The following is a 24213-nucleotide window of genomic DNA, read 5'->3' as shown; positions in this document are numbered from 1 at the left end:
CCTTCCCAACCATGTTGGCTTGCGGCGAGGCTAGGTCACTGTGTCTGACCTAACCTGAGTCCACTCGCGCCCATGGAGACCGTGCTATGCGGTCGAGCAACGAGTTTCTCTCGAGCGTTCCTGCCGCTGCCACGAAGGATTCAGACGCGCCAGAGGTGGTCGCCTTTGTAACGCGACGCGGCTTCAGAGTGATTTTGTAAAGTCGTCGACCTCTTTTGCGGTTACAAGTTTAACGCTGGCTTCGAAACCCGATGTCGTGCCGGGCCTTGGCGATTTGAGCGTGAGCGGGCTGCCTATGCGGTCGGCAATCGTCGAGACGATCGACAGGCCGATCCCAGTGCCGCGGGCAGAAGACTCGCCTCGCTCGAACCGGTCCCCCAGGTTCGCCAGCCTCTCGGGCGGAACGACCGCTCCGTCGTTGGAGACAGTCAGCAGCCCATCCGGGTCAAGCGTCACTTCAACTGGCGACGACTGGCTGCCATGCTGGACGGCGTTCTCGACGAGGTTGCGGCACAGGATCCCGATGGCATCGGGATCGATGTCGGACATTACCGGAACTTCGGGCACCCACAAGGTCACCCTATGCGCCGGCACGCTCCTCCGCATGTCGTCGATCACGACCCGCAGCGTCGCGCGAACATCCGAGGGCCGGTCCAATCGGAGGCGCCCGCCTTCTGCCCGTGCGAACTGCATGAGCCGCTCGGCGCGCGCTGTCAGCCGCTTGAGGCTCGCCTCGATCTCGGCTCCCCGCTCAGCGGTATGCGATTCCACGGTTTCCTTCCGGATGCGCTGCGCCTGGGCAATCGCTCCGGCGAGCGGAGTCCTCAGTTCATGCGCTGTGTTGGCGGCAAGGCTGCGTTCTGCCTCGAAGGCAGCCTTGAGCCTTTCGAGCAGCGCGTTCAGGGTGACGGCCAACGGGGCGAGTTCGCTGGGCAGGTCGTCGGAGGCGACAGGCCCAAGTTCCTTCTCGCTTCGAGTTTCGAGCTGTTCCCGGAACGCCCGCAGTGGCCTTGTGCTCCTCCGCACCGCAAGTACAACGGCGACGAAGGCGGCGGGGATCACCAGAAGAATTGGCAGGCCGAGTCCTATCTGGACTTCCCTCGCAACCTTGGCCTGATGGGCGAGCGGCTCCGCCACCGTGATGCGGACGGTGCCCTGCAGCGCCTCTTCGCTATAGAGGCGATGCGTCGCGGTCCGACCGAACCCAGGACCTTCGTAAGGCGGGAAGACCGACAGGTCGGCCGCATGCGACTGGAGGAGGATCTTGCCCTTGTCGTCGCGGACGACGTAGGTGAAGAGCTCGTCGTGACTGCGGATTGCGCCGAGCCGCTGGCTGGCGGCGTCTCCGTCCTCGCGGCCGACGATATCCAGTACCGCCAAGGGAAGCAGGCGCTGCGCGGTCTCCTGGAGAGAGGAATCGAAGACCTTTTCGATCTCGTGCCGCAGCAGGACAGCCGTCGCCCAGGCCGCGCCGACCCAGATCACGAGCAGTACCGCCCCGAGTGAAAGGAGCAGCCGGCCCTGAAGGCTTCGGGGACGCCTCATGCCTGGGCCAGCCTGTAGCCGAGGCCTCGCTCGGTCTCGATGAGGCCGGTGCCGAGCTTCTTGCGCAGCCTGCTGACGTGGACCTCGATCGTGTTGCTCTCCACCTCGGCATCGAAATCGTAGAGCTTCTCCTCGAGTTGCGCCTTCGAGAGAAGCTGCCCAGGTCGGTTGAGGAACGCTTCGAGCAGGGCCCATTCACGGGCCGTCAGTTGCACGGGCTTGCCTTCCCGGCGCACGCTGCGGCGGGCGATATCGATGTCCAGCGTCCCGTGCCGGATGATGGGGTTCGGGTTTCCCGTATATCGGCGCGCCACCGAGCCGATGCGCGCCGACAGTTCGTCGAGATCGAACGGCTTCACCAAGTAGTCGTCTGCTCCAGTCGTCAGGCCGTCGATCCGGTCCGAAACCTGGTCAAGCGCAGTCAGGATGATGACGGGCGTGACGTCCCCCGCAGCCCGCAGGGCTCGAAGGAACACGATCCCTCTGCCGTCAGGCAGCATCAGGTCGAGCAGGATCAGGTCGTAGGCGGCGCCCGCCATGGCGTCCCGGGCCGCATCGATCCGCGTGACCCAGTCGACTGAGTGGCCATCGCCAGCGATCTGGTCGCGCACGGCATCGCCCAGCACGCCATCGTCCTCTACAAGCAGGATCCGCATCGTCTCTCGCCTTTCCAGACGCGCGTCGTCCTTAACGAGCCTGCCTGACAGCGGGCTGAAGCGAAATGCGAGCGAGCTTCAGGATGCCGTCAGCTTGACCTTGCAAGGTAGCCGCGAATCCGGGTGGAATGGAGTCTTGGCCCATGCGGAGCACCCTGACAATTCTCGCATGTGTCGCGGTCCTGCCTGTAGGACAGGCGCTGGCCAAAGACGAATGCTTTGTCCCCATGGCGGAATGGAAGCCGAAGGAGGCCGTCGCCGCGCTTGCGGCCCAGAAGGGCTGGACAGTTCGTCGCATCAAGATCGACGACGGCTGTTACGAGATCGACGGCACCGATGCTCAAGGCCAGCGGATCGAAGTCACCATCCATCCGTCATCCCTCGAAATCCTTGAGATCGAACAGGACGGGGCCGGTCATCGGCACCGCGACGGAGAAGGCCACCATGACGATCAATGACCCTGTCGCAGCCACGCCCGGTTCCCCCGACGCGGCCGCGCGGTCGGTGCGCGTCTGGGATCCGCTGGTCCGAGTTTTTCACTGGGGCCTGGTCGGGGCATTTGCCATCGCATGGCTCACCGCTGAGGAAATCCAGCCCGTTCACGAGTTTGCAGGGTACGCGGTTGCCGCACTCGTGGGCTTGCGGATCCTGTGGGGCCTTGTGGGCAGCCGCTATGCCCGGTTCGCAGGATTCATCCGCGGGCCCGTCCAGACACTCTCCTACATCGGCGACATGGCGAGATTCAAGGAACGGCGCTACCTCGGCCACAACCCGGCGGGCGCGGCCATGATCGTGGCGCTCCTGGTAACGCTGTCCGGAACGGCGTTCACCGGATGGCTTCTGGAAAAGCCGGACCGCGCTGCGGCCGCTGCCCAGCAACTGCAGATCGTCGCCCCCGCGTTCGCGGACGGCGGCGGCAATAGGGCGGAAGTCGGGACGCGCGGCTACGGCCACGCGAAGACCGGGGGCCCACTGAAAGAGGTGCACGAGACTCTCGCCAACCTGATGCTCGTTCTGGTGGCGGTCCATGTGGGCGGAGTGGCGCTGGCATCCTTCCGGCACAAGGAGAACCTGCCCCGCGCGATGATCACGGGCCGCAAGAGGCCACCTGCTCCCGGCGACGTCGCTTAAGCCGGCAGCCCCGGGTTCAGGCACAAGGATTCCGGCCCCGTCATTTCGGCGGGGCCTTTCGATTCCTGACGGCAAGCTGAAGCAGAAAATCCGTTCCCGTCAGGAAGGGATCAGGCGCGGCCTCCAAAAACGCAGCATCAGAAAAAGGAGATGCTGACATGAAAAGGACCTTTGCCATCCTGTTCGCGTCGACGGCGCTCGTCGCCGCGATCGGCCTGCCCGCGTGGAGCGCGATGCACGGCTCTGTCCAGTTCGAAGGATCGCGTGACGCGGCCTTGGCTGCATCGCGGGACTCCGGAGCGTCTCCAGTGCTGGTCGGCGACCATGACGATGGTGACCGCCGTCATGGGCGCAGGCTGCGTCATGGAGGCGATGACGACGACCATGATGAAGGCGATGGAGAGGATGACGACGAGTCCCGCCCCGGCAACTCGTCCGGCCCGGCTCCTGCCGGGAGCGTGGCTCCCCCGCAGAACGGCCTTTTCGGTAGCGGCGCGGCACCAAAAGTCCAGGTGAACTGAGCCCGCCGTCCCGCATCCACGCCAACCCAAGGAACAGCACAATGAGAACGATCTTCGCCGCCTTGGCGCTGACCACGGCGCTGACGCTCTCCGGCATCGCCATGGCGAAGCCGGTAACCCTGACGACGACGCTGAAGAACTATGGCGGCAACGGAGCCTACCTGGCCATCTATGTTACGGACCCGAAGGGGGCCTATGCCGGCAGCCTCTGGATGGCCGGAACCAAGTCCAAGTACTACGAGCACCTCTCAGACTGGTACCGCGCGACCGGCGGCAACACGGCCGAGATCAATGGCATCACCGGGGCGAGCGTGGGCGCTGGCCGCCAGATGGAAATCACGCTGGACCTCGCCGACGCTCTATTCGACGCCGGATACATCCTGCACATCGACGCCGCCGTCGAAGACATGCGTGACAGTCCCAACGAGATCGCGGTGCCGTTGACGGCGGGCGGCGCGAGCCAGTCCGTCCAGGGCCGCCGCTACATCGCGAACTTCAGCTACGGCATGTAAAGGGGAGCAGGAGTGATAGTCCGTGCCCTTCACCGTTGGCCGGGTCTCCTGGCTCTTGCCCTCGTGACGATGCTCGCCGTCACCGGTGCGGCGTTGTCCGTCTTCCCGGCAGCGGAACGGCTCGCCGCGCCGCAGGCGGAACAGGCGATGAGCGTCGCGGACCTCGCCATGCGCATCAAGGCAACGATCCCGGGTGTCGAGCAGATCAAGCGCTCGCCCTCCGGTCGCATCACCGCCTACTGGTTCGACGGCGGCACGCCTGGATCGGTGGTTATCGACCCTGCGACGGGAGCCGCCGTTGCTTCCGCTGATTCCAACAAAGTGGAGCGTTGGCTCACCAACCTTCATCGTTCGCTGTTCCTGGATGATGCTGGCCGCATCGCCATGGCCGCCGGAGCCGCAGCGATGCTTGTCCTCGCCGTCTCCGGCTGCATGCTGGTCGCGCGTCGCGCAGGAGGATGGAGACGCTGGTTCGCTCCGCTTCGGAGGCCTCTGGCAGGACGTGTCCATGTCGAGATCGCGCGGGGTGCCGTGCTCGGCCTCCTGCTGTCGTCGGCAACGGCCCTCTGGATGACGGCCTCGACATTCGGGTTCTTTCCCGACAAGGCGGTAGTGCCGGAACTGCCTTCCACGGTGAGCGGCGAGATGGGCGCCCGGCTGGAATCCATGCCGCTGCTGGCCGAGACGCCCGTTTCAAGTCTGCGCGAGCTGAGCTTCCCCTATCCCGGTGACCCCACTGACGTCTTTACGCTGAAGACCGACAGCGGCACCGGCTATTTGGATCAGGGGACGGGAGCGACGCTCGGCTGGTCAGACCTGAGTGGCTGGCAGCGTGTGTCAGAAATCATCTACATGCTCCACACTGGACAGGGTGCCTCTCTTCTCGGCCTGCTGCTCGGGCTCATGGCGCTCGGCGTTCCGGCCATGGGCGTGACTGGGTTGTTCATTTGGCTCGCGGGGCGCAGCGGTCGCCCAAGGATTCGCGACAATGCCGCGCCGGGCCGCGCAGAGACGGTCATCCTTGTCGGGAGCGAAGGCGGCAGCACCTGGGGCTTTGCCGCGACCTTGCACTCGGCGTTGACCCGCGCCGGGCAGCACGTCCACGCCGCGCCAATGTCGATGTTCGACCCCACCCGTTTCTCCCGCGCGCGACGGTATGTGGTGCTTGCCGCGACCTACGGTGACGGCAATGCCCCCGCCTCTGCAAAAGGCTTCCTGGATCGCCTGGCCCGGCTTCCCGCCGCGCCGGATGCGCCGCTGGCGGTACTGGGCTTCGGCGACCGGAGCTTTCCTGCCTTCTGCGCTTACGCAGAGGCGGTTGCCGTCGCGGCGGAGGGCAAGAATTGGCCGCTTCTGCTGCCATTCGACACCGTGGACCGTCAGTCGCCGCAGGAATTCGCACGCTGGAGCCGCACGCTTGGCGAGGCGCTCGGCATCGACCTGGAGCTCAACCACCAGCTCGTCCACCCCGAGACCGACGCGCTGACGCTGGTCTCGCGCCGCGACTATGGGCACGAGGTCCAGGCTCCGACCGCGATCCTGCGCTTCGCGCTGCCGCGCCTGTCCGCGTGGCAGCGCCTGACAAGACAAGGATTCGCTGGTTTCGAGGCAGGAGACCTGCTCGGCATCTTACCGGAAGGATCGCCCATGCCTCGCTTCTATTCGCTCGCCTCGGGCAGCCGCGATGGCTTCCTGGAGATCGTGGTGCGCAAGCATGTCGGCGGCATCTGCTCGGGCGAACTGATGGGGCTTGAAGCGGGTGGGACAGTTGCAGCCTTCATCCGCCGCAATCCTGCCTTCCACGCAGACCGAAACCGCGATGCCCTGATCCTGATCGGAGCAGGCACCGGCATCGGTCCGCTTGCAGGATTCATCCGCGCCAACACGTCGCGACGACCGATCCATCTGTTCTTCGGCATGCGGCATCCGGGCAGCGACTTCCTGTACCGCGAGGAACTGGAAGCCTGGTCGGCCGCAGACAGGCTCTCAAGCCTGTCCACTGCGGTCTCGCGCGGGGCAAGCCCGCGTTATGTCCAGGATGCGTTGCGGGCCGAGGCAGCCGAGGCCGCTCGGCTGATACGGGAGGGCGCGCGGGTCATGGTCTGCGGCGGGCGGCAGATGGCGGCCGGTGTCTCCGAGGTACTGACTCGGATGCTGGAACCGCAGGGCCTGTCGCCAGCCGTCTTGAAGGCGCAGGGGCGCTATGTCGAAGATGTCTACTGAACTCGCCCGCCACGCCCTCAACGGACCAACCATGGGGACACGCTGGTCCGCGCTTTTCTATGCTCCTCCCGGCTTCGACGCTGGATCTGTCCGGGCAGCCCTGCAGGCTGCCATCGATGAGGTCGACGCGCAGATGTCGATATGGAAGCCCGACAGCGACCTGATGCGCCTCAGCCGAACTCCGGCGCAGGAGTGGGTGACGCTTCCAGGACGCCTTCTCGAAGTGATCCGGCTGGGCGTAGCGATCGGCCGGGCTTCGGGCGGGGCATTCGACATCGGGATAGGTGACGCGGTGACCGCGTGGGGCTTCGGCTCCGCAAATGCCAGTTCTGAGCGCATCCGCAGCGCAATGCAGGCGCGGCGCGTGCCTGCCCACGACGCGCTCGAGTTCGATGGAGCCAGGGTCCGCAAACGCGTACCGATCACGCTCGACCTCAACGGCATCGCCAAGGGATACGGCGTGGACCGTCTCGCCGACACTCTCGGGGGCTTCGGCATCGGCGATGGGCTGGTGGGCATAGACGGCGAGATGCGCGCCATGGGCCTCAGACCCGATGGCGAGCCCTGGTCGGTTGCCGTGGAGCAACCCGATCCAGAGCGCCGCGCACCACATTCGATCCTGTCTCTGCAGGACTGCGCCGTTGCGACTTCCGGCGATTACCGTCACTGGGTGGACGTCCAGGGCCGGCGGCTCTCCCACACCATGGACCCGGCCCGGGGCGCGCCGCTGCTGAGATCTCCCGCTTCGGTCACTGTCATTGCACCAACCTGCGCGGAGGCCGATGCCTGGGCGACGGCGCTCATGGTGCTCGGCCCGGACAAGGGCGGGACACTCGCCGGCAGGCTGGGGATTGAAGCCCTGTTCCTGCATCGCGGCGAAGGGGATAGCATTCGCCGCTGCGGAATCGGTCGCCTGTTCGGAAACGGCGGCAAGGCCGCGGTTCGGCCAACAATGGACTGAGCGCGATGGAGCATTCGAACGAGGACCGGCTGAAGACGGCGCTGCTGGCGCTGGCGCTGGGCGGCCTTGTCATAGGCCTGGCCCTGTACTTTACGGGCTGGTCCCATCTTGCCCCGAGCGTGTGGTTCGCCGGCGTGGTTCCTGTCCTGGCGGCGCTGCTGGTGGAAATCCTCCGCAGTCTTTGGCGCGGCGAGGTCGGACTCGATATCGTGGCCGCGCTCTCCATGTCGGCGGCCCTGGTCTTCGGCGAAACCCTTGCGGCGGCCGTGGTCGCGGTCATGTATTCCGGCGGCACCTTCCTCGAAAGCTTTGCCGAAGGCCGCGCCCGCCGCGAGATGCACGACCTCCTCTCGCGCGTTCCACGCACTGCGACCCGGCACCGCAACGGCAGCCTGGAAGACGTCCCCCTGGACGATATTGCGCCGGGCGACCTCCTCCTGATCCGGCAGGGCGATGTCGTTCCGGTCGATGGCACCATTGCTTCCGGCTCGGCCTTCCTCGACACCTCGGCCCTGACCGGGGAATCGCTTCCGGTCCGCATCGAGGCAGGTGGCGAGGCACTGAGCGGCTCCACCAATGCGGGCGAGGCCTTCGACCTCGTTGCTGCCCGGCGGGCCAAGGAGAGCACCTACGCCGGCATCGTGCGGCTTGTGGAGGAAGCACAGCGGTCGAAGGCGCCGATGTCGCGGCTTGCCGACCGCTGGTCGCTTGGCTTCCTGGCAGTCACCGTCGGGCTCGCCTTCGTCGCCTGGTGGTTTACGGACGATCCGATCCGTGCCGTTGCCGTTCTCGTCGTGGCGACGCCTTGCCCGCTGATCCTCGCCGTTCCCGTGGCATTGGTGGCCGGGCTGTCGCGCGCGGCCCATTTTGGCGTGCTGATCAAGGGCGCGGGTCCCCTGGAGACCATGGGGCGTATCCGCACCCTGATCCTCGACAAGACCGGGACGCTGACCGAAGGGCGGCCGCAGATCGTTTCCATAGACAGCCATCTGGAGTTGGATGAGGGCGAGATCCTGCGCCTGTCTGCGGCACTCGAGCAGGCTTCGAAGCATCCCATGGCGCAGGCGATCGTCGCCGTCGCCAAGGCACGGGGAATGTCCCTTCCCCTGCCGTCAGACGTGACCGAGGTTCCCGGCGAAGGTTTGCGCGGAGAGGTGGAAGGCCGCACCATCGTCATCGGCGGACATGGATTCGTCACGGACCGGATCGGATCGGCGGCCGGGCACCCCGCGCTCGCGGCAGGGTCGGTCCTGGTGGCCGTCGCGGTCGACGGGCAGTTGGCGGGGCACCTGGTCATGGCCGACCCGCTTCGCGACGACGCGCGCGGCATGCTGGCGGACCTTCGCAGACACGGGATCGAACGGATTCTTCTTGCAACGGGCGACCGTCTGGAGGTCGCTGAAAGGGTAACGAAGGGCCTTGGGCTGGACGGCATCCGCGCTGGCCTCACCCCCGACCAGAAGGTCCTGCTGGTGCTCACAGAGCACAAGCACGGTCCGGTGATGATGGTCGGCGACGGTGTGAACGACGCGCCGGCGCTGGCGGCAGCCAACGTGGGAGTTGCCATGGGCGCCCGAGGCGCTGCTGCCTCGGCCGAGGCCGCGGACGTCGTCCTCCTGGTCGACCGCATAGATCGCCTTGGACTAGGCATCGAGATCGCTCGTGGCGCGCGCCGCATCGCGCTGGAGAGCGTCGTCGTCGGAATAGGACTGTCGGTCCTCGGCATGGTCGCCGCCGCCTTCGGATTTCTCACGCCGGTCGAGGGCGCGCTCCTTCAGGAAGCCATCGACGTAGCCGTCATCCTCAACGCCCTGCGGGCGCTTCGCATCTCCCCGGCCGGGGCGCTGCCGTCCGCGAAAGCCCCCGTCCCTATGGAATCCAGCCTCGCAGGAGGGCACCCGAAATGAGCCGTCTCTCGCATTCCGAAATCCACATGGTCCACCGGATCGGCTGGCTTCGCGCCGCCGTGCTTGGCGCGAACGACGGCATCGTCTCCACCTCGAGCCTCGTCGTCGGAGTTGCCGCGGCCGGATCGGGATCGACCGAGATCCTGATCGCCGGGCTGGCCGGCCTGGTGGCAGGCGCGATGTCGATGGCGGCCGGGGAGTATGTCTCGGTCAGTTCCCAGACTGATGCCGAGAACGCCGACCTCGCCCGCGAGAAACGCGAACTCGCCGAAACGCCGCAGGCCGAACTGCGGGAACTGACGCAGATTTACGTGGACAGAGGCCTCGACCGTGAGCTAGCGGAGCGGGTCGCGGCCCAACTGACGCAACGCAATGCCCTGAGTGCCCATGCCCGTGACGAACTCGGCATCTCCGAGACCGTCACCGCCCGCCCGGTGCAGGCTGCTATTGTCTCGGCTCTCACCTTCGCGGCGGGAGCGGTCGTCCCGGTGCTCGTGGCACTTGCATCGCCTGCAGACAAGATAAGCATCATCGTCGCCGCATCCACCCTTGTGGCGCTGGCAATTCTTGGCAGCCTCGGCGCCACGGCCGGAGGAGCCGGCGTGGTGCGCGGGGCTGCGCGCGTCACCTTCTGGGGCGCGCTTGCGATGGGCGTCACTGCCGCCGTCGGCACGATGTTCGGGGTGGACGTGGGCTAGCGGGTAGGCTGTCCGTCAGCGGTTCCCATAGCTCCCCTCGACGTGAACGTAGCCGCGAGACTCAACCTTGCGGCCACAAACGCTCTAAAGGCGCGCTCGGCTTGCCAGGACGTGAGAGAGCCTCGGCGAACCCACACAGCCTGTGTCCGCTTCGGACGGCCAGAGATCGCGGGGAAACCCTCCCGACACTCGCGCCTTGCAGTTGCACTAGGGATCTCGCCTGATCCGTCCTCCGGACGCCGCGGAAACAGTTTGGAACACGACTGCAGCTTGATCTACGTCAAGCTGGACCGGATCTGCTTTGCTAGTTTCGGTTGCATCCTGCCCTTCAGCTAAGACGGTACATGAAGAAGTCGTCACGATCAGGAAGAGCATCCGCGACTTCGTGCTCGGCGGCGCGGCGGGCGTTCTGAACGATCTTCGCCTGCCTGTGCTGCTGTCGCACTAAGGCCGATGAAGGATAATCCTCGCAGAGGGAGAAAGCAGATGTACACGCACATTCTCATTGCCATTGACGGGTCGGAACTGGCGCAAAGGGGCCTTGACCACGGCCTCTCATTGGCCAAGCTGATTGGAGGCAAGGTCACGATCCTGACCGTCAGCGAGCCTATTCCGGCCTACGCATTCGGCGGGGGGTTCGGCGGAGTCGGCGTACCGATCGACTTCGAGGCCTACAGGCAGAGCGGGAAGGAAACAGCCGAGAGGATTCTTGCCGATGCCAAGGCCTCAGCCGTCAGAGTTGGGGTTGCTGCGGAAACGGTTTACGTCGAGGAGAGGCGGCCTGCCGAGGCGATCGTGGAAACTGCAACAGAACGGGACTGCAACCTGATCGTCATGGCTTCGCATGGCCGACGCGGGTTGGGCAGACTCTTCCTCGGCAGCCAGACCATCGAGACGCTGACCTTCAGCCCAGTGCCCGTGCTCGTGGTTCGTTAAAGGGCAGGTCCGATCGTCCATTCCACTCGGCTCAGACCATGCCGAGGCTTGCATCTGAAACAGAGTCAATGTCGCCGCGCGGCGGCCCAACCAAACCAAGGTAGAAACACATGATTCTCCCGAATGAGACGACGGTCGCGGTAGTCGACGGAACGAGGTTACGCCTGTTTCGCAACAGGGGCAGGGAACCTCAGATCGATCTTGTCGAACTCCCGGCGCCTGAACTCGACGTCCAGAACCAGGGATCGGGAGGCCGGCATAGGGCTGTCGCTGCAAACCCGGACTACTCCAGGATTGTCGAAGACAATTTCGCAGCCGCAGCCGCAGGGCATCTGAACCGGATGGCGCTGGACGGGACGGTCGGGATGTTGATGGTCGTTGCGGATCCTCGAACGCTCGGTGAACTTCGGCGGCATTACCACAAAGCGCTCGAAGCGAAGATTCTAGGTGATCTCGCGAAGGATGTCGCTGGCGAGCCGATTGAGTCCATCGAGGAGGCGCTGAGAGCCGCCTGACAGCGGTCGAGATATTCCTGCACCCACCGACCGGTCTTAGCCAACCGCTTACTCTCCCTCCAATTCACGATGACCCGCTGCAGGATTTCGACCAGGTCGGTCCGGACGAGGGATTGAGACACACTCGCAGTCCCCAGCCCGCAGAGTTTCTTGCTCGAGGGGCCCCGAACCTTGTCTCTCAGCTTTGATCTATGAGGCGAGCGGTCCATCGCCACGTACCCGGCTCCGGTCCTTGACGAGAACTTGAAGCATCGAGCCCCGGTCGGATTGCTCCGTAGAACGCAGATGCCAGCCCACCCGGCGCTCATCGCTGCAGGGTGACGAGATACCGGGCCAGCGCATCGATGCGATCCTGGGTCAGCATCTCGCCGCCCACGGGGCCATATGTCCTTGCATCCTCCTCGACAAACTGCCTGCCCCAGATCGGCATTTCGCGCGTGCCATGGCTCGGCACGATCTTGCGTCCATCAATAATCTCGCGGATCTGCTCGAAGGGGAACTCGCCGCCGTACCTCTTCTTCAACAGCGTGATGTCGGCCGGTTTCGTCTTCAGAACAGTCGCGAGAGCGCCGTCACCTTTGCCGTGCAACCCATGGCATGCCGCACAAGAATTCAGGTACTCGCCTTCGCCATACGACATCGTTTCTTGGGCGGATGCCGCGGAGCCCTGCGTCGCAAGGCTGCTCAAGGCAAAAAGTACGACCAGGTTTCGGGCCATGGACTAGACTCGTCATCCCCGTCGACCGCCGTACATTCGTCTGCGGTTCCGTGCTGAAGCACATAAGTGCGCGGGTGCATCCTGATCGGTGGTTAGCCTCTGCCGGGAGCTCGTTTCATTATGCCGAACATCTGAGTGAAGCATCTTGATCTTCATCAAACGTCGGCAGAAGCACGCCTACGAACTGGCCTGCCGACGTGTCGTCCGACGTTATCACCAAAAGGAACGGCTTCTCTTTGCTCGGCACGTTCCTTGCGAAGGATTTCGTTCCCGCCCGGCGCAACAGAATGTCGGCGTGATCGAAACGGCCTCAGATCCCGTGTTGACCAGAATCAAAGACGGCTTCGGGCCGATTTGAGAGAACTTGGCTGACTCGAAGGCCCACAGGTAAAATCGGCCGGCCCGACGAAGGGGGGCCGGTCGCCCGGGAAAACCGGGCCTGCCGTTGTAGTCGATGGTACGTCTTTCATATTTTATCAGATCCAGTAACGCGGGGTTGGAGGGTTCCGGCCGCCGGTTTCCCATTTCGGACGCGTCACCATCCTGACGATTCTGGCCTTTACGAGAGGCAAACCGCCATGGTGCGCTGTTTCGAAGGAACCTGAAGGCCCGCTTCTGACAATCCAAGCCTCGAAGCTGCCAGTCGGCTTTCGGCCCATAGCTGCCAGGCAGCGTTGCGCCCATCTTGGCCGTAAAGTCAAACTTTGCGTCAGCCCGGAAGCGGACATCGCGGGTGGCTGGAGGTCGTCGTCGCACCATGGGCGCACGCCGCCAATGCCAGGCTAGGTTTGGAACCTTCCCCACGGACGCTAGGCGCGTCCATGGTCGTTGAATCATAAAGGGGCGGCATGGCCGCCCTTCGGTCTGATGATCACTGGTTCGAGTGCTTCTCGACCCAGGCAGTCATCTCCGCGATTTCCTTCTTCTGAGCCTCGATGATCATTTGCGCCATATGCCTGGACTTCTCGTCCTTGCCCATCTTGAGCTCGACCTCGGCCATGGCGATGGCGCCCTGATGGTGGGCGATCATCCCGCAGTTGAAGGCTAGGTCCGGGTCCTTGATCAGCATGGCCCGCATCATCGGGCCATCCATCTTCATCATGGCCTGCATGTTCGCCTTCTGGACTTCGTCCATGTTGTCCATCATCTGCTGCATGCCGCTCATCATCTGCGACATGTCCATGTGGCCGCCCTGTGCGGCCTCCTCGCATGCGGCGGGCAAGGTGCCCTGCTCGCCGGATGCGGAATGATCGGAGTGGCTGCTGCTGTCCTGCGCGAACGCAGGCGGCGAAAGCAGGAGGGACAGCGTGGAGAGAAAAACGAACTTCTTCATGTCTTTGCTCCGTTGATCAAACTGGGACAATTCTCAGTCAGACCAGCGGTATCGGGGGGCCGAAGCAGGGCCGGCGGCTCCCATCCGTTGTACACCGAGGAATCGCCCGGCTTCAGCCGGAGGACGGCACGCCAGGTGCTGAGACAGAGATAGTCGGCGGCCGCCAGCATCGTGCAGCTAACCAGGCAATGAAATTCCTGCTGCGAGTGCGGGTCTTTTTGATTATTCGGATGATGGTTCTCGTAAGCGTGGCTGATAATCTCCTCGCTGCACGATAGCGGCCCAGCCATGGCTATCGAGTGCGCCTCGAACGCCCCGATCGCCATCAAGGCGAACGCTATGAGCACGACTTGGCGCGAAAAAACATGGCGGCCCCGGCTTGAATGAGGTCCGACATAGGGCACTTGATCGGCAAGGCCAGAACTTGCCGCGCACAAGCCGGAGAAGGGGCCGATCGGATCCAGGACTGCGTTTGGGTCCAATGCGCTTATGCCACGAAACCCTGGGAGGATCGCCACACGTACGCCTGTCCCAGGGTCCTGTCCCTTTCACGGCCGTCCAGCAGTCGCCCGCTGACCCGGTGGCGAAGCTATAGGCCCTATGGCCGAAAGACAATAATCGGATTCCTGCACCGCCTTTGGGCTAAGTCCAGGGGCGCGGGCCAGAGCTGACTTCATCTCACGACAGATACGGGCACGGCCTCCCCGTTCGACCCCTCTCGAAGCGGAACCTGGAAGCACTTTAGCCGCGGCGCGTTGCCGAGCACGAACGCGCTGGACAGCGCCATGGCTCCGGCCGCCAGCATGGCCGACAGAGCAGGATTTCCCAACCCGGGAAGCCGACGCAGGCTACTACCCGGCGAGGGGCGCCTGAGGCTGAGGGTTCCCCGACACCATTCCGGCCGGGCGAGTGTTACGTCCGGTCGGCGCTAATCGCGCACTCAATGTCGGCCCACTCTACGTGCTTGCGGGAAAATTCTGGCAGGCGGATCATGAACTGCCTGCTTGACAATTGGGGAGCACGCCATGCGAATGCTGTTCGTCGTGATCGCCTTTGCCAGCGTCGCGCCAATCACCGCAACTCAGGCCCAAGATGTCCGACAAGGACGTGCCCTCGCGCGTGAGGTCTGTGCCTCGTGCCACGCCGTTCTCGGGGACCAGTCGCGATCACCCGTCGCAGAAGCGCCCAGCTTCAAAACGATCGCAATGACTCCAGGAATGACGGCAGCAGCGCTCAACGTGTGGCTCACCAGCCATGACCATTTCTCCATGCCGAGAATAGAGCTTTCGCGAGATGAGGTCAGGAATGTGTCTGCCTACATACTGAGCTTGAAGGACTAGGGTCTGGTAGAGTGGACGATGTATCAGGTCGCCTGCGGCTACCGTGAGTTGCGCCGAAATCCAGGCCGCTGGTCGTTCAGCTGCGTCGCAGGCCGCCGCAGCCGCAACCGGCGCTTAATTCATCAAGGATGAGGTCTGAAAGCGGCAATCCACTCCGTGATGCGGCATGGACGAGCCGCAGACGTGGACGGGCTATATTTCGTGCAGCAAATTCCGCTGCTTGCTTAGCCAACGCTTCCTTGGGCTCGATACCAACGGCATAGCAGCGGCCATCTCCCCCTATGGCATCGACGGTCCACACGTAGCGGTTGTCGGGGTCGCGTTGAAGACGCTCAACCCAAAGGCTAAGCTCGCCGAGTTCCGCGGTAGCGCAGTTGCAAATACCGCCTTTGCGGTCGTCCTCCCATTCGATCTCTTTCATGACCGAACCTCCCCGACCCATAGGAAGCTGGGTCATCTAGTGACGGGAAGTGAAAGTATCCTTCTAATGCGACATTCTCTCGGAGTCGTGGCTCCCGCGTACAACGTACCCCTGCGAACAATAACCCAGTACTGGTTGCCAGCGTTGGGTGTACAACATATTTGAGAGTTGTAAAAACATCATTATTCTCGACCAAGAAAATGACGTCCAGGCAGGCGAAAGATAAAGACGTTAAAGGCGCGTACGAATAGTCAGCGCCTCGAATGCTGCTCACGCCTCTTGCCCGCCGCGGTGACCATCCTCAAGTGCGTATTGCAGGTGATCCCATCGATCGCCCCAGCGCGAACGATTGATGAAGATCAAGATGCCAAACTCAGACCTTCGGCACTATGTTTCCATGACGACAACTCCCGCCCTTGTCGAAGTTCGGCCCCGTCCGATCCCGGTGGCCCGCGCGCCTGAAACGACGCGGCATCTGCCGAAGACACCCCTTCGCGAGGAGGAGGGCCTGGGCACCGAGGCGTTCCGGGCGTTCGACAGGATGAACGAGGCTCTGGGCGCCCGGCTGACCGGGGGGCTTTCGCCTGCCGCGCTGGCAATGGCGTTCTTCGACTGGACCATCCATCTTGCATCGGCACCGGGCAAGCGGATGGAACTTCTGGACAAGGCGGCACGGAAAAACAGCCGCTTCATGACCTACCTGGCTGCCACAAGCATTCAACGCGACCCGCCTCCCTGCATCGAGCCGCTGGAAGGGGACAACCGCTTTCTCGCCGATGGGTGGGAGAAGCAGCCCTACGCCGCATGGTCCCAGGCATTCCTGCTCACCCAGCAATGGTGGCACAACGTCACACACGAGGTACCCGGCGTAACGCCGCACCACCAGGACGTGGTGTCGTTCGCCGCACGCCAACTGCTGGATGTGTTTTCACCGTCCAACCTTCCGTTCGCCAACCCCGAGATCCTGAATCGGATCAGGGTGACCGGCGGGTCCAACTTCATGATCGGCCTGCAGAACTGGCTCGAGGACGTCACCCGGCTTGCGCAACGACAACCGCCTGCGGGAGCGGAGAATTTCCTGCCAGGCCGCGACGTGGCGATCACCCCCGGCAGGGTCGTCTTTCGGAACCACCTGATGGAGTTGATCCAGTATGCGCCGAGCGCCGAGCGCGTGCTCGCGGAGCCGGTGCTGATCGTGCCGGCCTGGATCATGAAGTACTACATACTCGACCTCTCCCCGCACAATTCTCTGGTCCGCTATCTCGTCGAGCGGGGACACACGGTGTTCTGCATCTCCTGGCGGAATCCCGCTGCCGAGGACCGTGACCTAACTTTGAACGACTATCAGCGGTCCGGGATCATGGCGGCGCTCGACGCCGTGCAGACGATTGTACCGGGACACAAGATCCACGCGACCGGCTACTGCCTTGGCGGCACACTCCTGTCGATTGCCGCAGCGGCGATGGCGCGCCGCGATGACGACCGGCTTGCCTCGGTAACGCTGTTGGCGGCGGAGACCGATTTCACGGAGCCCGGCGAGCTCGCTCTCTTCATTGACCACAGCCAGACGCAGTTCCTCGACAGCATAATGTGGAACAAGGGCTACCTTTCGGCCGATCAGATGGCCGGGGCGTTCCAGCTGCTGCGAAGCAACGATCTCATCTGGTCGCGTCTGGTCCATGACTATCTCATGGGCGAGCGCACGCCAATGACTGACCTCATGGCCTGGAACGCGGACACCACCCGCATGCCCTACAGGATGCACGCGGAGTACCTGCAGCGGCTCTACCTCGACAACGAACTCGCCGCAGGCCGCTTCATGGTCGAAGGCCGCCCGGCGGCGCTCCAGAACATCCGCGTGCCGATGTTCGTCGTCGGCACGGAACGCGACCACGTCGCGCCCTGGCGCTCGGTATTCAAGATCCACTATCTCACCGACACCGACGTCACATTCGTCCTGACGAGCGGAGGCCACAATGCCGGGATCGTCAGCGAACCCGGACATCGCGGAAGGCACTTCCGGATCGCCTACAAGCGTGCCACGGACCCGTGCGTGAGCGCCGAGGAGTGGGTACCTGCGGCCGCTTTCAAGCACGGCTCGTGGTGGGCCGACTGGGTCGCCTGGCTCACCCGGCATTCCGCGCATGAAAGGATACCACAGCCGTCGATGGGTGCCCCCGGCAGAGGCTATCCGCCGCTCGAAGATGCCCCCGGGACTTATGTGCTTCAGCGCTGAACCGAGTGAGCGCCGGCGCAATGCAGATGAACGAGACGAACCCATGGCCGGAAAGCTGGTCGTCCTCCTTGCCTTGAGCAGCCTTGCTATGGGCTCCGCGGCATTCGCCGAAGAGAAGATGTCGTATGGCGAGGGTGAGTACCTGAATTCTTGCGCGGCATGCCATGGCCTGCACGGCAAGGGCGACGGTGCGCTCGCGACGGTCTTGAAGACGAAACCTGCCGATCTCACGCTGCTGAAGAAAAAGTACGGCGGCGAGTTCCCCTATGAAGCGGCCCGCGAATTCATCGACGGGCGCAAGATCGTGCCGAGTCATGGCACCCGCGAGATGCCCATCTGGGGCAGGCAGTTCATCGAGGAGGATGCAAAGACATACGGCCCCGTGGGCGGCGAGATGCTGACGCAGGATCGCATCGATGCGCTGGCCCGGTATCTGGCTACCCTGCAGCGCTAAGGGTGCGTTGGATCCATGTGCCTCTATGAGACGATCGACAATCGACCACCTGAACGATGCGGTTTGATTCTCGTCAAAGATCGGCGCCAAGTACTTGGCGAGATCGTTGTCGATGGACATCTCGCCAATCAGATCGAAACTGAGGGACAAGGTGCGGGCCCTGTCGCGCCCGGAGCTCTACGGGCCGGCGGTTCGTGAGGTCGAGGCGCGCGAGACGCAGATGTCCTGGGTGTTCCTGACCGGCTCCCGCGTCTACAAGCTCAAAAAGCCGAACAAACGACCGTTCCTCGACTTCGGGACGATCGAAAGGCGGCGTTTCTTCTGCGAGGAGGAGCTGCGACTCAACCGTCGCCTGGCCGCCGAGACCTATCTGCGGGTGCGTCCGCTGCGACGCCTGCCCGACGGCGACTACAGCATCGGCGCTTCCGGACGCATCGTCGATTGGCTGGTGGAGATGAAGCAACTCCCGCATGAGTCCATGATGGACGAACTCATCGACGCCGGGAGGCTGAGCCAAGGCCCGGTGCTCGCGGTATCGGACCGTCTGGCAAGCTTCTATGCCCAAATTCCCGGCGAGATCTCGCAGGGTCGGCTGTACATGAGCCACCTGCTGGACGAGCAGCGGATCAACCGCGCCCTGCTGCAGCGGGCCGAGCTGGGACTGGCGCTAGAAAGCGCCGACCTTCTCGCCCGCACCGATGCCAGGCTGGAGGAGTCTTTGCCGGAGATGGAGACCCGCATCGCCGCCGGCCTGATCGTGGAAGGCCACGGCGATCTGCGCCCGGAGCATGTCTGGCTGGGCGAGCCGTTGCAGATCATCGATTGTCTGGAATTCAGCCGCCGCATGCGCATCCTCGACCCCTACGACGAGGCAAACTATCTCGGCATGGAGTGCGAGGTGATCGGCGCAGGATGGGTGCGCCAGCATCTGCTCGACGCGCTCAAGTCCCGGTTCGGGCACGAGCCTTCGGAGCGGCTGCTGTCAAGCTACGGCGCCTTCCGGGCCTTGCTGCGGGCGCGGCTCTCGATCGCGCATCTCCTCGAAAGACGGGTGCGCAGGCCCGAGAAGTGGCGTCCGCTCGCCTTGCGCTATCTGCAGCGGGCGGAGCGCGAGCTCGCTAGGTCTCGCCCTTCAGCAACTCGGAAATCGAGCCGCCCGCGTGCAGCCGTTTGACGGCTTCCGCGATCAATGGAGCTGCAGAGACGATCCGCAGCCGGTCAAGTCCGTGGTCTGCCTTGTAGCGGATTGCCGCTTCCACGCTGTCGGTCACTACGACCTGGTCCAGCGACCCATCTTCGAAGAGCGCCTGCGCACCGGATCCGAACAGGCAATGGGCGGCAAAGGCAAAGACTGCATTCGCCCCGCGCTGGCGGCATGCACGCGCGGCGCGCAACACGGTGCCGCCGGAGCTGATCATGTCGTCCACGATCACCGCCGCCGCTCCGTCCACATCGCCGGCGAAGAGCTCGCCCGTCACGATGCCTCGGCTGCGACGCTTCTCGCAGAAGGCGAAGCCCGCCGCTTCGCCTGTCTCGGCTTCGAACGTCTCCTTGAGGAGCTGGGCACGCTTGATGCCGCCCCCGTCGGGAGAGACGATCGAGACGGGGAGGCCGCCCGCGAGTTCGCTGATGAGCGGGACGAATATCCCGCGGGTGTCGAGATGGATGCTTTCGCAGCGGAATGCATTCTGGAACGCCGAAAGATTGTGGACGTCGAGGGTCACGATGCGGCTGGTGCCCACCGCCTCGAAGAGCTGGGCCACGTAGCGCGTCGTCACCGGGTCCCGAGCCTTGGTCTGACGATCCTTGCGGGAATAGGCCAGGTAGGGAGCGATCGCCGTCACGCAGGCGGCTCCGTTCTCGCGGCAGGCGGCAATGAAGAAGAGGAGACGGCAGAGCCTGTCATTCGCCGATGCATCGGACCCGCCTGCGAGGCTGAGCAGCACATGGACATCGGCCCCCCGTATGCTGACCATAGGCCTCGATTTGTGCTCCCCGTCTTCGAAGGCACGCTCCTCGCAGGGCGAGAGTTCGATCCCGAGGCAGCGCGCGACCGCCGATCCCAGCACCTCTGAGCCGGCGAGTGCAAACAGATGTAAAGGTCTGTCACCCTTGGTCACGGGAGATAACGCCTCCTTCGTAACGGAGCAGCGGCCACCTGCAGGTGAGTTCGCGGACTATGCCGGTGAGCCGCAACAGCGGACTGGGAAATCCTATCGGCAGGTGACGAGATCCGTGTGCCCGAATCCTTTGGAATAGTCGAGAACCGAGATGACCGTGGGGATCACCCGGAAGATCCGGATATCGTCCGGCCCCGGCATGGGCAGTGGCGGCGCACTGTACTCAGGGTACTTGAGCGGCAGCATGCGCAGGACCTTCTCCGCTTCTGCCCGGTCCGTCACGGGCGTGGCGCGCGCCGCCATGGACAGCCCTGTGATCGCCATCAGGTCGGGCGTGTCGTGGTCGATCGTCAGCGACACGCGGTCGTCCCGCGCCAGGTTCGCGGCCTTCTGGCTGTCCGGGCCGCACAGGAAATACAGGGCGAGCCCCTCGTTCACATAGCCGACAGTCGTCGTCTGTGGCCATCCATCCGGCCGAACCGTCGCGATGCTCATGATGCGATGCTGGTCAAGAAGATTGAGGATCTTCTCGGTCGTCTCCTCGTCCATCTTACGTCTCCTTCGTTGAAGCCTAAAAAGGACAGTTTCGGCGCGAGGTGTGTGAGTAAGGCGAAATCCACATCACTCCTTGTGCCCATCGCCATCCGCGGACTTCCGGCACGTCCTGCCCGTGCGCCCGGGGGGCCACGTGATCGGCCATGGTCATGCCTGCCGATGCTGATGCAGTCGGCCGCCCTGTTCCCGGACCACATGTGCGCGCAAGAAAAACCAGTGCTTCACCTGCTCGGCCACGACCAGATAGAACGCGGTGACTGCGGCCAGCGTCAGCAGCACGTGCGCCGGAACCGGCACGAATCCGAACCAGGCGCCGAGCGGGGTGAACGGCAACGCGAGCGCCAGGGCGACGATTCCCAGCGAGCTTGCCGCGAGCGCAGGGTGCGGCCGGCTGAGCCACGGTCGCGCGCTCGTGCGGATGACGAAGATCACCAGCACCTGCGTCGCGAGAGATTCTACGAACCACCCGGTCTGGAAGAGCGCCTCGCTTGCGTTGAAGACCCACAGCAGGAGCGCGAAGGTGGCGAAGTCGAAGAGCGAGCTTACAGGCCCGAGCACAAGCATGAAGTTTTGTATGAAGTTCATGTCCCAGTGACGCGGCTTGGAGATCATGTCGTCGTCCACCCTGTCGAGCGGGATGGCGATCTCCGAAGTGTCGTAGAGCAGGTTGTTGAGCAGGATCTGCACGGGCTGCATGGGAAGGAACGGCAGGACGAGCACCGCGCCAGCCATCGAAAACATGTTGCCGAAGTTCGAGCTCGTGCCCATCATCACATATTTCATGATGTTGGCGAAGGTGCGCCTGCCCTCGCGAACGCCGCCCGCCACCACGCCCAGATCGTGCTTCAGCAGGATCATGGCCGCCGCTTCGCGGGCGACGTCGACCGCGCCTTCGACCGAGAGCCCGACATCGGCCGCCCGAAGCGAAGGCGCGTCGTTGATCCCGTCCCCGAGATAACCGACGACATTCCCCCTCCGGCGAAGCTCAGCGATGACGCGCGCCTTCTGTGGCGGAGTCACACGGCAGAACAGGGTCGTTCCGGCGAGCCGCGCAGAGAGCGCCTCATCGCTCAGTTTCGCGAGATCAGGCCCGTTGAGGATGCTGCCCATCGGAATTCCGAGCGACTCGCAGACGTGCCTGGTGACCCTCTCATTGTCGCCGGTCACGATCTTCACCGCCACGCCAAGGGCGTACAGCGCCTCCAAGGCCGCCCGGGCGCTCTCCTTCGGCGGATCGAGGAAAACGGCAAAGCCCGCGAAGGTCAGTTCGCTTTCATCGGCAATGCCCGCGTGGTCCCGGGAGACTTCGACTTCCCGCCACGCCACGCCGAGAACCCGGAACCCTTCGTCGCCAAGCTGCCGCAGCGTGGCGAGAGCAGTCGTCCGGGCCGTTTCATCCAGCGGTCTCGTGGCATCGCCCCCAGCCAAGGCGTAGCTCGAGGAATGCCCGATGACATCTTCGGGCGCGCCTTTGACGATCAGGAACCGGCGGCCGTCGCGCTCCGCAAGGACCGAGACCCGCCGCCGCTCGAAATCGAACGGCACTTCGTCGATCTTCCGCCAGGCGGCAAGATCGATCGGGGCCGAGGCCAGGATAGCGTCGTCGAGCGGACTCTTCAGTCCGGTCTCGAACCCGGCATTGACATAGGCCCACTGGAGAACGTCGCCGCTCTCGTTGCCTGCGATGTCGACCCGGCGGACGAGCTTGATACGGGATTCGGTTAACGTCCCAGTCTTGTCGCTGCAAAGGACGTCCATCGCGCCCAAGTCCTGGATGGCGGACAGCCGCTTCACGATAACCTGCTTGTTGGCCATGCGGATCGCGCCGCGCGCGAGCGTCACCGACACGACCATCGGCAGAAGCTCGGGGGTCAGCCCGACCGCCAGCGCAAGGGCGAAGAGGAAGGATTCCATCAGCGGCCGATGGAAGAGCAGGTTCACGAGCAGCACGAACAGCACGAGGAGCACCGTTAGCCGCACGATCAGCATCCCGAAGCTTCGGATCCCGAGCGTGAAGGCCGTCGGCGACGGCTCCCTGTTCAGCGCGCCGGCGATAGCGCCCAGGCGGGTGGCCCGGCCCGTCGCCACCACCAGGGCGCGGGCCGTGCCGCTGACCACGGAGCTGCCCATGAACACGCCGTTCTCCAGCGTCGAGGTGCTCGTTAGGGTGTCAGGCGCATCGCCAGCATCCTTCTCGACCGGGAAGGATTCGCCTGTCAGCAGCGCCTCGTTCACGAAAAGATCGCGGGCCTCGACAAGGCGGCAGTCGGCCGGCACGAGGTTGCCGGCCGCGAGCAGGACGATGTCACCGGTCACAAGGTCCGCCGCAGGCACCTCCTTGGTCTGCCCCTGCCGCACCACCCGGACTGATAGCGCTACGCGCTGGCGAAGCGCGTCGGCGGCTTTCTCTGCCCTGTGCTCCTGAACGAAGTCGATCAGGACGGACAGAAAGACAATCGTCGCAATGATCAGGAAGCTCGCCCGCTCGTTGGTGAGTGCGGCGGTGAGGGCGGCGAACAGCAAAACGAGGACGAGCGGGTTGCCGAAGCGTCTCAGAAAGGCGAACAGCAGATGCTGCCGCCGTGGTTCTTCGAGCAAGTTCGGGCCTTGACTGACGAGACGGCGGGCCGCCTCGTCAGCGGACAATCCATCCGGAGAAGACCGAAAATCGACGAGGAGCTCGGAGAGCGGACGGAACCACGGGTCCGGCGCACATGAGGCCCTCAGCTTGGCCCCATCCGGCCTGGCGTGATCATCCCGATCGTCAGGAGGGTCGGTCTGATCTCGCCGGAGCGAGGAAACCGCAGGATTGGCACGATGGGCGGAGTCCCAGCCGCAGAGTGCTGGCGGGTCAGCGGCACCCATGAACAGTCCCTACGCCGAATGCAGAAATCGGGCACATGTCGCTGTGGCCCTTGCAAGTATGACATGCCCGAACCTCGGATATTCACGGATGCCCGTCCTTGCGCCGGATCAAACCGAGCCGGCCTTGGCAGAGATCCTGGCCCTATGGCTGCAGCGTCTTGATGTAAGCGATGATCTCGCCAATCTGCTCGGGCGTGGCCTGGAACTCCGGCATCTCCGGGTGGCCAGTGAAGATTCCTTCGGCCAGGGCTTCCTCCAGCGCCTCGATGGGATAGCGTTTGGACAGCGTCCGGAACGGCAGCGCTTGCGGGTGCGGGCTCTTATCCGCGGGGCCGATGGCGTGGCAGCGGCCACAGTTGGCTTCGACCAGTGCCTTGCCGTTTGCGACACCGGCGGCATCTGGCGCCTCGCCTGCCATCCCAACCCCAAGGGTCCCGCAGAGCACGCAAGCCGCTATTGCTGACGCAGCCGAGTTTCTCATCGTGCTTGCCCAATTGGAGGGAATGCAATCGATAGTAGCGGCACAGGCCTCGTCCCGCTTGACTCAAGTCAATCTGCCGCCGCGT

General features: G+C 64.1%; 24 protein-coding genes. 14 read left to right on the top strand and 10 right to left on the bottom strand.

What is annotated here, in order from left to right; genetic code table 11:
- Positions 1 to 183: 183 nt before the first annotated feature.
- Complete coding sequence (locus HUI96_RS23585; protein ID WP_188257154.1) at positions 184 to 1545, bottom strand: sensor histidine kinase; 1362 nt, start codon at positions 1543 to 1545, stop codon at positions 184 to 186.
- Positions 1542 to 2201, bottom strand: a complete 660-nt coding sequence (locus tag HUI96_RS23580) for a response regulator transcription factor (RefSeq protein ID WP_188257153.1) — start codon at positions 2199 to 2201, stop codon at positions 1542 to 1544. The genes HUI96_RS23585 and HUI96_RS23580 overlap by 4 nt, the downstream gene beginning before the upstream one ends.
- 143 nt (positions 2202 to 2344) lie before the next feature.
- On the opposite strand from HUI96_RS23580, the gene HUI96_RS23575 reads away from it, so the two are divergent.
- From HUI96_RS23575 to HUI96_RS23530, 10 genes are all read left to right on the top strand, one after another.
- Complete coding sequence (locus HUI96_RS23575; protein WP_188257152.1) at positions 2345 to 2659, top strand: PepSY domain-containing protein; 315 nt, start codon at positions 2345 to 2347, stop codon at positions 2657 to 2659.
- Positions 2646 to 3332: a cytochrome b/b6 domain-containing protein gene (locus HUI96_RS23570; protein ID WP_188257151.1), complete on the top strand. Its 687-nt coding sequence runs from the start codon at positions 2646 to 2648 to the stop codon at positions 3330 to 3332. The genes HUI96_RS23575 and HUI96_RS23570 overlap by 14 nt, the downstream gene beginning before the upstream one ends.
- Before the next feature lie 158 nt (positions 3333 to 3490).
- A complete protein-coding gene (locus HUI96_RS23565) occupies positions 3491 to 3853 on the top strand; it encodes a hypothetical protein (RefSeq protein WP_188257150.1) in 363 nt (120 codons plus the stop codon).
- Positions 3854 to 3894: 41 nt separating this feature from the next.
- Positions 3895 to 4365 (top strand): DUF2271 domain-containing protein, encoded by a 471-nt coding sequence (locus HUI96_RS23560; protein ID WP_188257149.1) that lies wholly within the window; start codon positions 3895 to 3897, stop codon positions 4363 to 4365.
- 15 nt (positions 4366 to 4380) lie between these two features.
- Positions 4381 to 6588, top strand: a complete 2208-nt coding sequence (locus tag HUI96_RS23555; RefSeq protein ID WP_188257177.1) for a PepSY domain-containing protein — start codon at positions 4381 to 4383, stop codon at positions 6586 to 6588.
- On the top strand, positions 6569 to 7549 hold the full coding sequence (locus tag HUI96_RS23550) for an FAD:protein FMN transferase (RefSeq protein WP_188257148.1): 981 nt from the start codon (positions 6569 to 6571) through the stop codon (positions 7547 to 7549). Before HUI96_RS23555 ends, HUI96_RS23550 begins: the two co-directional genes overlap by 20 nt.
- Positions 7550 to 7554: 5 nt before the next feature.
- Entirely contained in the window at positions 7555 to 9456 is a 1902-nt protein-coding gene (locus HUI96_RS23545; protein ID WP_188257147.1) for a heavy metal translocating P-type ATPase, read from the top strand.
- Complete coding sequence (locus tag HUI96_RS23540; RefSeq protein WP_188257146.1) at positions 9453 to 10154, top strand: VIT1/CCC1 transporter family protein; 702 nt, start codon at positions 9453 to 9455, stop codon at positions 10152 to 10154. The genes HUI96_RS23545 and HUI96_RS23540 overlap by 4 nt, the downstream gene beginning before the upstream one ends.
- Before the next feature lie 486 nt (positions 10155 to 10640).
- Positions 10641 to 11090, top strand: a complete 450-nt coding sequence (locus HUI96_RS23535; RefSeq protein WP_188257145.1) for a universal stress protein — start codon at positions 10641 to 10643, stop codon at positions 11088 to 11090.
- A gap of 110 nt (positions 11091 to 11200) precedes the next feature.
- Positions 11201 to 11605 carry a host attachment protein gene (locus HUI96_RS23530; RefSeq protein WP_188257144.1) on the top strand — a complete coding sequence of 135 codons (405 nt, stop codon included), beginning with the start codon at positions 11201 to 11203 and terminating at the stop codon, positions 11603 to 11605.
- A gap of 304 nt (positions 11606 to 11909) precedes the next feature.
- Here the strand turns inward: HUI96_RS23530 and HUI96_RS23525 are convergent, their stop codons facing one another.
- The 3 genes from HUI96_RS23525 to HUI96_RS23515 form a co-directional block, all read right to left on the bottom strand.
- On the bottom strand, positions 11910 to 12323 hold the full coding sequence (locus HUI96_RS23525) for a c-type cytochrome (protein WP_188257143.1): 414 nt from the start codon (positions 12321 to 12323) through the stop codon (positions 11910 to 11912).
- An 871-nt stretch (positions 12324 to 13194) separates the two neighbouring features.
- Positions 13195 to 13656 carry a DUF305 domain-containing protein gene (locus HUI96_RS23520; protein WP_188257142.1) on the bottom strand — a complete coding sequence of 154 codons (462 nt, stop codon included), beginning with the start codon at positions 13654 to 13656 and terminating at the stop codon, positions 13195 to 13197.
- Complete coding sequence (locus tag HUI96_RS23515; RefSeq protein WP_188257141.1) at positions 13653 to 14174, bottom strand: hypothetical protein; 522 nt, start codon at positions 14172 to 14174, stop codon at positions 13653 to 13655. The genes HUI96_RS23520 and HUI96_RS23515 overlap by 4 nt, the downstream gene beginning before the upstream one ends.
- Positions 14175 to 14681: 507 nt before the next feature.
- On the opposite strand from HUI96_RS23515, the gene HUI96_RS23510 reads away from it, so the two are divergent.
- The gene (locus HUI96_RS23510; protein WP_188257140.1) at positions 14682 to 14996 is read left to right on the top strand and encodes a c-type cytochrome; all 315 of its coding nucleotides are present in this window, start codon (positions 14682 to 14684) and stop codon (positions 14994 to 14996) included.
- A gap of 76 nt (positions 14997 to 15072) precedes the next feature.
- On the opposite strand, the gene HUI96_RS23505 is transcribed toward HUI96_RS23510, so the two are convergent.
- Positions 15073 to 15417, bottom strand: coding sequence for a hypothetical protein (locus tag HUI96_RS23505; RefSeq protein ID WP_188257139.1), 345 nt, complete (start codon positions 15415 to 15417; stop codon positions 15073 to 15075).
- 352 nt (positions 15418 to 15769) lie between these two features.
- Here HUI96_RS23505 and HUI96_RS23500 point away from each other — a divergent pair, with 352 nt between their 5' ends.
- From HUI96_RS23500 to HUI96_RS23490, 3 genes are all read left to right on the top strand, one after another.
- Positions 15770 to 17653, top strand: a complete 1884-nt coding sequence (locus HUI96_RS23500) for a PHA/PHB synthase family protein (RefSeq protein ID WP_425299279.1) — start codon at positions 15770 to 15772, stop codon at positions 17651 to 17653.
- A 43-nt stretch (positions 17654 to 17696) separates the two neighbouring features.
- The gene (locus tag HUI96_RS23495; protein ID WP_188257138.1) at positions 17697 to 18107 is read left to right on the top strand and encodes a c-type cytochrome; all 411 of its coding nucleotides are present in this window, start codon (positions 17697 to 17699) and stop codon (positions 18105 to 18107) included.
- 112 nt (positions 18108 to 18219) lie between these two features.
- Positions 18220 to 19281: a hypothetical protein gene (locus HUI96_RS23490; protein ID WP_188257137.1), complete on the top strand. Its 1062-nt coding sequence runs from the start codon at positions 18220 to 18222 to the stop codon at positions 19279 to 19281.
- Here HUI96_RS23490 and HUI96_RS23485 read toward each other — a convergent pair.
- From HUI96_RS23485 to HUI96_RS23470, 4 genes are all read right to left on the bottom strand, one after another.
- Entirely contained in the window at positions 19226 to 20227 is a 1002-nt protein-coding gene (locus HUI96_RS23485) for a ribose-phosphate diphosphokinase (protein WP_188257136.1), read from the bottom strand. The genes HUI96_RS23490 and HUI96_RS23485 overlap by 56 nt on opposite strands.
- A 93-nt stretch (positions 20228 to 20320) precedes the next feature.
- On the bottom strand, positions 20321 to 20776 hold the full coding sequence (locus HUI96_RS23480; RefSeq protein ID WP_188257135.1) for a pyridoxamine 5'-phosphate oxidase family protein: 456 nt from the start codon (positions 20774 to 20776) through the stop codon (positions 20321 to 20323).
- A 153-nt stretch (positions 20777 to 20929) separates the two neighbouring features.
- The gene (gene mgtA / locus HUI96_RS23475) at positions 20930 to 23647 is read right to left on the bottom strand and encodes a magnesium-translocating P-type ATPase (RefSeq protein WP_188257134.1); all 2718 of its coding nucleotides are present in this window, start codon (positions 23645 to 23647) and stop codon (positions 20930 to 20932) included.
- A 142-nt stretch (positions 23648 to 23789) separates the two neighbouring features.
- The gene (locus tag HUI96_RS23470; RefSeq protein ID WP_237684318.1) at positions 23790 to 24065 is read right to left on the bottom strand and encodes a c-type cytochrome; all 276 of its coding nucleotides are present in this window, start codon (positions 24063 to 24065) and stop codon (positions 23790 to 23792) included.
- Positions 24066 to 24213: the final 148 nt, after the last annotated feature.

The sequence above is a fragment of the Pseudaminobacter soli (ex Zhang et al. 2022) genome (genome assembly GCF_014595955.1).
Lineage (GTDB): Bacteria > Pseudomonadota > Alphaproteobacteria > Rhizobiales > Rhizobiaceae > Kumtagia > Kumtagia pseudosoli.
This window is presented reverse-complemented; position numbering and strand designations above follow the sequence as displayed.